Raw genomic sequence first — 10731 nt, forward strand, 5'->3', positions numbered from 1 at the left:
GCCGGGCTACAGCCCGAGGTCCTTGGCGATGATCGCCTTCATCACCTCACTGGTGCCGCCGTAGATCCTGCTGACCCGGGTGTCGGCGTACAGGCGGGCGATGGGGAACTCCTGCATGTAGCCGTATCCGCCGTGCAGTTGCAGACACGCGTCGATGATCCGGCCTGCAGTCTCGGTGCAGAACAGCTTGATCCGCGCGGCGTCCGCGGCCGTGAGGATCCCGGCGTCGTCCGCGGCGATGCCCCGGTCGGCGAGGGACTGCGCCGCCTCCAGCCCGGTGACGCAGTCGGCGAGCGTGAACTTGGTGTTCTGGAACTCGGCCACCGGCCTGCCGAAGACCTGTCGGTCGCGTACGTAGTGCCGGGTGAGGTCGACGGCCGCGGCCGCCGCGGCCACTGCCGCGACGCCGATCGCCAGGCGCTCGCGCGGGAGGTGCGCGCCGAGGTGGACGAAGCCGTCGTCGACGCGGCCGAGCACGTCGCGGACCGGAACGCGCACGTCGGCGAAGGACAGTTCGCAGGTGTCCGAGGTGTGCAGGCCGATCTTGTCCAGCTGCCGCCCGATGGAGAAGCCCACGCTGGAGGTGTCGACCACGAGCAGGCTCAGGCCGTGCCGGCGGTCGTCCGCTTCGGAGGGAGAGGTGCGGGCGACGACCACGCACAGTTCGGAGTTGCGGGCGCCGGTGATGAACGTCTTGGCGCCGTTGAGCACATAGTGCTGTCCGTCGTCGGACAGCCGTGCCGTGGTGCGGATACCCGCGAGGTCGGAGCCGGCGCCGGGCTCGGTCATCGCGATGCACAAGGTGGTGGCGCCCGAGGCGATGCCGGGCAGCCAGCGCGCCTTCTGCTCGTCGGTGGCCAGGCGCAGCAGATAGGGCAGGACGACGCCGGTCGACACGAAGTAGTGCCCGAGGACGACGGCCGCCCGGGCGGCCTCCTCGGCGATGACGGCCTGGAACTTGTAGCTGGTGGGGCCGGGGCCGCCGTACTCCTCGGGGATGTCGAAGCCGGTCACGCCCAGGTCGCCGAGCTTGTGGAACAGGTCGCGGGGGACGCGCTGCGCCGTGAGCCACTCGTCGTACACGGGAGTGACTTCCTTGGCGAGGAAGTCCCGGACGACACCGCGGAAGGCCTCGTGCTCCTCGTCGTAGATGGTGCGCTTCATGATGTGTCGCTCCTTGTCGGGCGGGGCGGGTCAACGGCCTTGTCGCCAGGGGTGGTTGAGGTGCAGTAGGTGGGGGTCGTGCGGAGCGGGTCCCGGCGTCAGTGCGCCGCGCGCTCCTGACCCGCCCGACGGGCCCCGCGCAGCTCGCGCTTGAGGACCTTGCCCGCTCCGGAGACCGGGAGGGCGTCGATGAACTCGACGCTGCGGGGCACCTTGTAGTTGGCTATGTGGGCCCGGCAGAAGTCGGTCAGCTCCTCCGGGACGGCGGCGGAGCCCGGGTGCAGGACCACGACGGCGTGCACGCACTCGCCGTAGGTCGGGTCGGGGACGCCGATCACGGCGCAGGCGGCGACGGCCGGATGCCGGGCGAGTGTCTTCTCGACCTCGACGGAGTACACGTTCTCGCCGCCCGTGACGATCATGTCCTTGATCCGGTCGACGACGAACAGGTAGCCCGCGGCGTCCATGCGTCCCGCATCACCGGTGTGCATCCAACTGCCGCGCAGCGCCTGGGCGGTCTCCTCGGGGCGGTTCCAGTAGCCGAGCATGACGTTGTCGCCGCGCACGACGATCTCACCGACCGTGCCGGTGGGCACTTCATGGTCCTCGGCGTCCACGACGCGGACGTCGACGGCGACCGTCGAGCGGCCGGCCGAACGGCGGCGCTCCGCGACGTGGTGGTCGTCGGGCAGCAGGAGCGTTGCCACCGGGCCGAGTTCGGTCATGCCGTAGGCCTGGACGAAGCCGGCGTGGGGGAAACGCAGCATCGAGCGCTCCAGGACGGCCTCGGGCATCGGGGACGCGCCGTACACCACGGTGCGCACGCTGCTCAGGTCGGCGGTGTCGGCGTCCGGGTGGTCGCACAGCAGCTGGAGCATGGTGGGCACGAGCAGGGTGTCGGTGATCCGGTGCCGCTCGAGGGCGGCCAGCACGGCCGCGGGCTCGAACGCGGGGACCATCACATGGGTGGTCTCGCGGAGCGTGCCCATGACCCAGGCAGCGAGATCGGCGAGGTGGAACATGGGCGCGGCGTGCAGGAACCGGCCGTGTGCCGTGGCCACCGGATACGTGGCCAGCGCGCCGGCCGCGTTGCCGAGGACGTTGTCGTGGCTGAGGGCAACTCCCTTGGCCCGTCCGGTGGTTCCGCCCGTGTAGAAGATCCCGAAGAGGTCGGACCCGCCGCGGTACGCGTCCTCGGCGGGAGCGGCGTCGGTCAGCAGGTCCTCGTAGGGCAGCCAACCGGTGGGGGTGGCGTGCTCGCCCCAGTGGACGACCGTGGTCAGTGTCGGGCAGCGGTCCTCGAGCTCGTGCGCCGCCGCGGCGAAGTCGTCGTCGGCCAGGAGGAGACGGATGCCCGCGTCGTCCACGGCGAAGGCGTTCTCGGCGAGGGACCAGCGCGTGTTGAGCGGGACGACCACCAGTCCGGCCCACGCGCAGGCGAACAGCGCCTCGTGGTAGCGGTCGGAGTTCATCGCGAGGATGCCGACGCGCTCGCCCGCCTCCAGGCCGCGTGCCTTCAGCGCTCCCGCCAGCCGGGCGACGCGGTCGGCGGACTGCGCCACGGTGGTGGTGCGTGTGCCGCAGATGGTCAGCGGGCGGTCCGGTTCGCGCTGCACGAGGCGGTGCAGGCAGTGGGTGATGCGCAAGGCGGCCCCTTCCCTAGATGTGAACCATCATGAGTTCAGCGTGACTCGCTGCGAGGTCAGTGTAGGCAGTAGCCAGCACCCCGCAAGAGTCTAAGTGAATCTCCGATAGTTTTGCTGTTATGGTCCACGACAGACATCGAGCTGCGGGAGGACCGGATGGCTGATCGAGTGTTCGTTGCCGGAGTGGGCATGGCCCCCTTCGCGACACCGCGTACCAGCGCCCCCTACGACGGGATGGCACAGGAGGCCGCGCTGCGGGCGCTCGCCGACGCGGGCGTCTCCTACGACGACGTCCAGCAGGCCTACGCCGGATATGTGTACGGCGATTCGGCGAGCGGGCAGAACGCCCTCTATGGCGTCGGGATGTCCGGCATCCCGATCGTCAACGTCAACAACAACTGCTCCACCGGCTCGTCGGCGCTGTGGCTGGCCCGCCAGGCGATCCTCGGCGGCGCGGCCGACTGCGTGCTGGTCCTCGGCTTCGAGCAGATGCAGCGCGGGGCACTCGTCTCCCACTGGGAGGACCGGCCGGCACCGCTGGCCCGCTTCGAGCAGATCGCGGCGGGAGTGCAGGGCGAACACCCCGACGTCCCTTCCGCGGCCCGCCTGTTCGGCGGGGCGGGACGCGCGTACATGGAGCGCTACGGCGTCGGTCCCGAGCTGTTCGCCCGGATCGCGGTCAAGGCCCGCAGGCATGCGCGGCACAACCCCAACGCCGTCTTCCGCGACCAGGTCACCCTCGACGAGGTGCGGCAGTCACCCATGATCTTCGACCCGCTCACCCGGCTCCAGTGCTGCCCGCCGACCTGTGGGGCCGCTGCGGCCGTGCTCGTCACTGAGGACTTCGCGCACGCGCGCGGCCTGCGCACCGACGTGGCGATCTGCGCCCAGGCGCTGACGACCGACACCCCCGCGTCGCACTCCGGCGACCGCATGAGCCTGGTCGGCTACGACATGGCCCGCGCCGCCGCCGACCGGGTCTACGAGCAGGCGGGCGTCGGTCCCGGGGACATCCCGGTCGTCGAACTGCACGACTGCTTCACCACGAACGAGGTGCTCAGTTACGAGGCGCTGCGGCTGACGCCCGAGGGCACGGCGGAGAAGTTCGTGCGCGACGGCGACCACACCTACGGCGGACGCGTGGTCACCAACCCCTCGGGAGGGCTGCTCTCCAAGGGGCATCCGCTCGGGGCCACCGGGCTCGCCCAATGCGCCGAACTGACCTGGCAGTTGCGTGGCGAGGCCGAAGCACGGCAGGTCGAGGGGGCCTCGCTCGCCCTCCAGCACAACATCGGGCTCGGCGGCGCGGCAGTCGTCACGCTGTACGAGAAGGTGGGCTGACCATGCCGATCGACGAACAGAAGGCGCTGGCCCTCGAGTTCGCGCCGTTCGAGGTCACGCTCGAGCGCGGACGGCTGAGGATGTTCGCCGCGGCCATCGGCGATACCGTCCCCGTCCACACGGACGTCGCGGCCGCCCGGGGCGCCGGGCACCCCGATCTGCTCATGCCGCCCACCTTCTTGTTCTCCGTGGAGTTGGAGGCGCCGCGCCCGTTCGGACACCTCGACGACCTGGGCATCGAGCTGGCGACCGTGCTGCACGGCGAACAGCGCTTCACCTACCACCGGCTCGTGCACGCGGGGGACACCCTGCGGGTGGAGCAGCGGATCGTCAGCGCGACGGCCAAGACCCCCGCCATGGACTTCCTGGTCAGGCGCAGCGAGTTCCGGCGAGAGGGCGAACTGGCCGCCACCGCGGAGACGTTGACCATCGTGCGACACGGAGGCCTCGCATGACCGTCCCCACGCCTCTCGTCGCAGGCACCGTCCTGGAACCGCTGCACCTGCCGCCGGTCGGCCGCACCACGCTCGCCCTGTTCGCCGGCGCTTCCGGCGATCACAACCCGCTCCACATCGACCTCGACGAGGCGCGGGCCGCCGGCCTGGAGGACGTGTTCGCGCACGGCATGCTCTCGATGGCCTATCTCGGCCGTCTGCTGACCGACTGGGCACCGCAAGAGCGCATCCGGTCCTTCGACGTCCGCTTCGTGGCCCTCACTCCGCTGCACGCCCGGCCCACCTGCCACGGCTCCGTCCGCGCCGTCGAGGACGGTGTCGCCGCCATCGCCCTCGACGTACGCCTGGCCGACGGCACCACCACGCTGACCGGTACCGCCCTCGTCGACGCTTCCTGACCCCGCCCCATCACCCGCCCTCAGGGAGGCAGCTCCATGTCCCATCTCGCGCACAAGACCGCTCTCATCACGGGATCCGGCCGCGGCATCGGCCGCGCGATCGCCCTCAAACTCGCGGCGCAGGGCGCCGACGTGGTCGTCAACGACCTTGACGCCGCACCGGCCGCCGAGACCGTGGCCGCCGTCGAGGCGGTCGGCGGCCGGGCGGTCGCCCACGTCGGCAGCGTCACCGACGACGGCTTCGCCGACGCCTTCGTGAAGACGGCCGTCAGCACCTTCGGCGGCATCGACATCATCGTCAACAACGCCGGTTACACGTGGGACAACGTCATCCAGAAGATGGACGACGAGCAGTGGGACGCCATCATGGACGTCCACCTCAAGGCCCCGTTCCGGCTCCTTCGGGCCGCCCAGCCGGTCCTGCGCGACCAGGCCCGCAAGGACTCCGAGGCCCGAACGCCGACCGTGCGCAAGGTCGTCAACATTTCCTCCGTCGCCGGCCTCGGCGGCAATGCCGGGCAGGCCAACTACGCCGCGGCCAAAGCGGGCGTCACCGGACTGACCAAGACGCTGGCCAAGGAGTGGGGCCGCTACAACGTCACGGTGAACACCGTCGCCTTCGGCCTGATCGCCACGCGGCTCACTGAAGCCTCCGCCGACGGCCCCGGAACCATCGACATCTCCGGGCGCAGGATCGCGGTCGGCGTGAACCCGGCGCTCCTCGCCGCCGCGGAACAGATGATCCCGCTGGGCCGGGCAGGCACGGTCGAGGAGGCGGCGGGCGCCGTCTACCTGCTGTGCACCCCGGAGTCCGACTACGTCAGCGGCCAGACCCTGGTATGTGGCGGCGGCTGGAACAACTGACCTGCCGATAGGCTGGTCGCATCGAATCGCGGTACACAGAAAGGCCCCCAGTGACGGCGCAGCAAGCCGGTACCGAGCAGCCCCTGCGCCGCACGCGCCCGTCGAACCGGCGCCAGCTCATCCTCGCCGCGGCCCGTGATCTGATCAGCGTGCGCGGATACGAGCAGGTCGCCATGGGGGACATCGCCGAAGCGGTGACGATCAGCCCGTCTGCCCTGTACCGGCACTTCAGCAGCAAGCAGGACCTGCTCTTCGAGGTCCTGTCCTCCTCCGTGACGCCCATCACCGTACGGCTGGAGGAGATGAGTTCGCCCTTCCGGGCCGACTGGGTGGGCGAACTCGTCACGGTCGCCACCGAGCACGCCCAGTCGGGCATGTTGTGGCAGCGGGAGACGATGCACCTGTCCGAGTCCCAACAGGCCCTGGTGCACGCCGAGATCCGCGCCGTGGGCCGGCTCGTCGCCGGGTTGATCCGGCGGACGCGGCCCGAACTGGCCCCCGAACAGGCCGACTACCTGGCCTGGGCCACGCTCGCTGTGCTGCTGAGTCCCGGGTGGCATCGCTCCGGCGAGATGGTGAGCGGCCCGCTGCTGACGTCGATGGTGCACACGGTGGTGCATTCCCCCGCACCGACGCCGGCCGAGGGGACGCGCCGCGTCCCGTTGGGCCTCAAGCCCCGGTCGCGGCGCGAGCACCTGCTCGCCGAGGCCATCCGGCTGTTCTCCGAGCGCGGGTACACGCGCGTGGCCATCGAGGACATCGGCGCCGCCCTCGGCATCGCGGGCCCCAGCGTCTACAACCACTTCGCCACCAAGGCCGACATCCTCGTCACCGCCCTGAACCGCGGCTGGTCCTACCTGCTGATGGACCTCGGCGACGTCCTCGCCACGGCCCCCGACGTCGAAGAGGCCCTGGGCGGTGTGGTCCGCTCGTACGTCACGCTGTCCTTGCGGCACCCGGCGATCATCGGCCTGCTGCTGACCGAGGCGCGGCAGTTGCCCGAGGAGTCGCAGACGACGCTGCTCCAGGCGCAGCGCGAGTATCTGGCCGAGTGGACGGCTCTGGTCCGTGCGGTGGCACCGGCAGTCTCCGACACCGAGGGGCGCCATCGCGTGGCGGCGGCCGTGGCCCTGGTCAACAACCTGATGCGGACCCCGCACGTCCGGGACCGCTTCGCGCTGGAGCGGGCGCTCCCTCAGCTGTGCCTGTCCCTGCTCGTCCCCGGGCACTCCGAACGGTAGATGCTTCTGCGGGATGGTGGCGGAAGCCGCTCACCGGCTCGCACGCCGACCCCCATGTGACCTGCACCACAAGAACCGAGGGGGCGGGAGCGGCTGGAGCGGGTCGATCGGCCCGGTCCGCGGTGACCTCCGCCGCGCTCGCGCCGCCTGCGCCCGGCGGACCATGGAGGCATGCGCAGGCGCCGGGGCCTGCCACCCCGCCCCAGCGACACGGAGGTTCCGCCATGCCCTCGACTGCGTCCTTGCCGGCCCTGCTCCGCCGTGCCTTCCGGGTGCTGGAACGGCCGGAGGTCGCGATCGCGCTCGACGCCGACAGTCTGGTGGTACGCGTCCCCGGCGAGGGGGCGCGGTGGGAGGCCGGCAGCACGCAGACCGTGGCGTGGTGGGTCGTCGGCCCGCTGGGGCATCGGGTGGACATCCGGCTCGTCTCGGGCACCGGGACGCGGATCCGCACCGAAGCGGTACTGGTCACCGAAGTCGACCCCCACGACCTGCGGGCCCGGGTGACGGTGCCCGCGCTCGCCCCCGGCCCCTACCGCGTCCAGATCACCTCGGCGCCGGGCGTGCTCGACGCCTACAGCGCGCCCGTGACGCTCGCCCCGGCCTGAACGGGCGGGGCGGCGGCGGGAGTCAGACCGGCTGGAAGGTGGTGCGCAGCCGGTAGCGCTCGCCGCTGTACTCGACCACCGACAGCAGCACGGGCCGCTGTTCGCGCGTGTGGATCGTCTGGTCGAGGCGCAGGATGGGTGCGCCGGCGGGGACCTGCAGGTGCTCGGCGAGTTCGGCGTCCGCCGTGCGGGCCTCGATGGTCACCTCGGAGCGGTCCAACTCGACGCCGCGCAGGCGCAGTTCCTCGAACAGCGAGGCCGTGGTGAAGTCGGCTTCCTCGATGCCGGGGGCGAGCCGGGTGACGACGAGGGTGCGGTCGACGGCGACGCGGACGTCGTCCAGGAGCCGGACCCGGTCGAGCCGCAGCAGCGGCGTCCCCGCCGGTACGTCCAGGCGGTCGGCGTCGTCGAGCGTGGCGAGGACCGGTTCGTGCCGCAGGACCAGGGAGCCCGGCGTCATGTGCTTGCGGCGGGCGGTCGCGGTGAACGACTCCAGGTCGTTGGGCCACTCGCGGGCCGGCGCGGGCGTCGCGACGAACCAGCCGCGGCCGTGCGAGGCCGTGAGCAGCCCTTGGTCGACCAAGTGCAGCAGGGCCTTGCGCAAGGTGACGCGGGAGATGTCGAAGCGGGTGCACAGGTCCCGTTCGGAGGGCAGCTTCGCGCCGGGCTCCAGCGCGCGCCGGGCGATCTCCTCCCGGAGCAGGTCGGCCGCCTGTGACCACAGGGGCGCGGCACCGCTGGTGCGGTGCGGCGCGCGGGCCGACGTGTCCGGTGCGGCGCGGTCCGGCATGCGTAGGAACCTCCTGGTCGGGCTGGAACCATACCACTGCTTACCACTTGGCCTTGCGGACCGTATGCCCCGGTGCATGCAGGCCGTAGGACCCGAAGACGACCGCACAGGACCCTGATGCGACCTGAGAGCAATACCACTATTGACCAGTTGCAGACCACTGCTTACCTTGTGAAGGCAGCGACCGGGTCGTTCCCGCGCTGACCTCGGTGTTCCCGGATGTCCGGCGACACCGCTCCCCTTGCCCGATGGAGGAAGACGGATGAGTACGGCGACCGCAAAGAAGCGAGCCGGCAGCGGAGCCATGGCAGTCATGCAACGCATCGGGCGCAGCCTGATGCTGCCCGTGGCCGTCCTGCCCGCCGCCGCCATCCTGCTGCGCCTGGGCAAGGAGGACCTGCTGGGCCGCGAGGCCTTCCCCGAGATCGTGCGCAAGTTCGGGATGATCCTGACCGCGGGCGGCCAGACGGTCTTCGATAACCTGCCGCTGCTCTTCGCGATCGGCGTGGCCATCGGCTTCGCCAAGAAGGCGGACGGCTCCACCGCCCTGGCGGCCGCCGTCGGCTACCTGGTCTTCAAGAACGTCCTGGCCAGCCCGGCCTTCCCCAAGGGCGTCGACGGCGAACCGCTGGACGCCAAGGTGCTCGGCGGCATCGTGATGGGCCTGGTCTGCGCACTGCTCTACCAGCGCTTCAGCCGCACGAAACTGCCCGAGTGGCTCGGCTTCTTCGGCGGCCGCCGGCTGGTCCCGATCCTCAGTGCCTTCGCCGGCGTCGTCCTCGGCACGGCCTTCGGCGTCATCTGGCCGACCGTCGGCGGCTGGTTCTTCCACTTCGGCGAGTGGCTGGTGGGCACCGGCGCCTGGGGTGCGGGCCTGTTCGGCGTGGTCGTCCGCGCGCTGATCCCGGTCGGCATGCACCACTTCTTCTCGTTCTTCCCGTGGTTCGAGGCCGGCAGCTACACCAACCCGCAGACCGGCGCCGAGGTGCACGGGGACATCGCCCGCTTCCTGGCCGGTGACCCGAGCGCCGGGCAGTTCATGACCGGCGGCTTCCCGATCTACATGTTCGCGCTGCCCGCCGCCGCCCTCGCCATCGCGCACACCGCACGCCCGGAGAACCGCAAGGTCGTCAAGGGCATGATGATCTCGGTCGCGCTGACCTCCTTCGTCACGGGCGTCACCGAACCCATCGAGTTCAGCTTCATGTTCGTCGCGCCGGTCCTGTACGCGATCCACACCGTGCTCTTCGGCGTCTCCATGGCCGTCTGCTACGCGCTCGGCATCCGGGACGGCTTCGGCTTCTCCTCCGGAGCGATCGACTACGTCGTCAACTTCGGCATCGCCACCAAGCCCTGGATGCTCATCCCGATCGGACTCGTCTTCGCCGCGCTCTACTACGTGATCTTCCGGTTCGCCATCGTCCGGTTCAACCTGCCCACACCGGGCCGGGAACCGGTGGAGAGCGCCGACGACACCACCGCCGCGCCCGACCCCGCCCCGGACACCGCCGCAACCGTGCCCGCCCAGGCGACGCCGCCCGGCACGGAGGCGCCCACACCGCCCGCGTCCTGACGCACCGCCACCCTTCTGCCCTCGCCCTCCCGGGCCCCCGCGACACGCCCCGAGAAAGACAAGGACCCCCCATGTCCGGATCCCGCATCACCTTCCAGACCGGCCAGGACACCCAGCCCGAGGCCCTGGAGCGCATCGCCGCCCACCTGCGCGCTCAGCTCGACGCCGTCTCCCTGGCAGGCCTGCGCTCCGTCCAGCGCCCCCTGTTCACCGGCATCGGCGCCTCGTACGCCGCGCTCGCCGTCCCCGTCGACGTGCTGCGGGCCCACGGCGTGGCGGCCCAGCGGGTCCTCGCCGACGAGGTCGAGAACGGGCTGACCGGATTCGACACGGACCTGCTCATCGGCGTCTCGCAGGGCGGCCGCAGCTCGGAGACCCTCGCGGCGTTCAAGGCGGCCGGCACCGCGTCGACCCTGGCCGTCCTGAACGTCACGCCGTCCCCGCTCGGCGACCTCGCCGAACTCACCGTCGACCTCGGCAACGAGCCCGACTCGTACGCCTCGACCGTCGGGTTCACCGGCACGGTCGTCGCCCTCGACCTCCTGGCGGGGGCCATCGCAGGCCGCACCTCCGACCCCTGGCACGGCATCGGCCCCCTGCTGCGCACCGTCCGCGAACGCGCCACGGCGGCGCTCGCCCCGGTGCGCGCCC

Annotated in this window: 10 protein-coding genes and 1 pseudogene; 8 read left to right on the forward strand and 3 right to left on the reverse strand. The window is 71.2% G+C overall.

The annotated features are described in order from the left end of the window. Positions 1–6: 6 nt before the first annotated feature. Together G3I40_RS32155 and G3I40_RS32160 are read right to left on the reverse strand one after the other, a co-directional pair. Positions 7–1164 (reverse strand): acyl-CoA dehydrogenase family protein, encoded by a 1158-nt coding sequence (locus G3I40_RS32155; protein WP_164306142.1) that lies wholly within the window; start codon positions 1162–1164, stop codon positions 7–9. Positions 1165–1262: 98 nt separating this feature from the next. Continuing rightward, positions 1263–2810 carry a long-chain fatty acid--CoA ligase gene (locus tag G3I40_RS32160; protein ID WP_164306143.1) on the reverse strand — a complete coding sequence of 516 codons (1548 nt, stop codon included), beginning with the start codon at positions 2808–2810 and terminating at the stop codon, positions 1263–1265. A gap of 156 nt (positions 2811–2966) precedes the next feature. On the opposite strand from G3I40_RS32160, the gene G3I40_RS32165 reads away from it, so the two are divergent. The 6 genes from G3I40_RS32165 (at position 2967) to G3I40_RS32190 (ending at position 7717) form a co-directional block, all read left to right on the forward strand. Further along, entirely contained in the window at positions 2967–4151 is a 1185-nt protein-coding gene (locus G3I40_RS32165) for a lipid-transfer protein (protein WP_164306144.1), read from the forward strand. A gap of 2 nt (positions 4152–4153) precedes the next feature. Beyond that, positions 4154–4606, forward strand: coding sequence for a MaoC family dehydratase N-terminal domain-containing protein (locus G3I40_RS32170; protein WP_164306145.1), 453 nt, complete (start codon positions 4154–4156; stop codon positions 4604–4606). Continuing rightward, positions 4603–5004, forward strand: a complete 402-nt coding sequence (locus tag G3I40_RS32175) for a MaoC/PaaZ C-terminal domain-containing protein (protein ID WP_164306146.1) — start codon at positions 4603–4605, stop codon at positions 5002–5004. Before G3I40_RS32170 ends, G3I40_RS32175 begins: the two co-directional genes overlap by 4 nt. 36 nt (positions 5005–5040) lie before the next feature. Then, on the forward strand, positions 5041–5868 hold the full coding sequence (locus G3I40_RS32180; RefSeq protein ID WP_164306147.1) for an SDR family oxidoreductase: 828 nt from the start codon (positions 5041–5043) through the stop codon (positions 5866–5868). A gap of 50 nt (positions 5869–5918) precedes the next feature. Then, the gene (locus G3I40_RS32185; RefSeq protein WP_164306148.1) at positions 5919–7109 is read left to right on the forward strand and encodes a TetR/AcrR family transcriptional regulator; all 1191 of its coding nucleotides are present in this window, start codon (positions 5919–5921) and stop codon (positions 7107–7109) included. Between the two features lie 224 nt (positions 7110–7333). Beyond that, positions 7334–7717: a Ser-Thr-rich GPI-anchored membrane family protein gene (locus G3I40_RS32190; protein ID WP_164306149.1), complete on the forward strand. Its 384-nt coding sequence runs from the start codon at positions 7334–7336 to the stop codon at positions 7715–7717. A gap of 22 nt (positions 7718–7739) precedes the next feature. Here the strand turns inward: G3I40_RS32190 and G3I40_RS32195 are convergent, their stop codons facing one another. Then, complete coding sequence (locus G3I40_RS32195; RefSeq protein ID WP_164306150.1) at positions 7740–8507, reverse strand: GntR family transcriptional regulator; 768 nt, start codon at positions 8505–8507, stop codon at positions 7740–7742. A 262-nt stretch (positions 8508–8769) separates the two neighbouring features. Between G3I40_RS32195 and G3I40_RS32200 the strand changes: the two genes are divergently transcribed. Together G3I40_RS32200 and G3I40_RS32205 are read left to right on the forward strand one after the other, a co-directional pair. Beyond that, the gene (locus G3I40_RS32200) at positions 8770–10080 is read left to right on the forward strand and encodes a PTS transporter subunit EIIC (RefSeq protein ID WP_164306151.1); all 1311 of its coding nucleotides are present in this window, start codon (positions 8770–8772) and stop codon (positions 10078–10080) included. A gap of 71 nt (positions 10081–10151) precedes the next feature. Continuing rightward, positions 10152–10731: pseudogene (locus tag G3I40_RS32205) on the forward strand (hypothetical protein); the annotation flags it as partial.

It is taken from the genome of Streptomyces sp. SID14478 (assembly GCF_010548525.1).
Classification (GTDB): Bacteria; Actinomycetota; Actinomycetes; order Streptomycetales; family Streptomycetaceae; genus Streptomyces.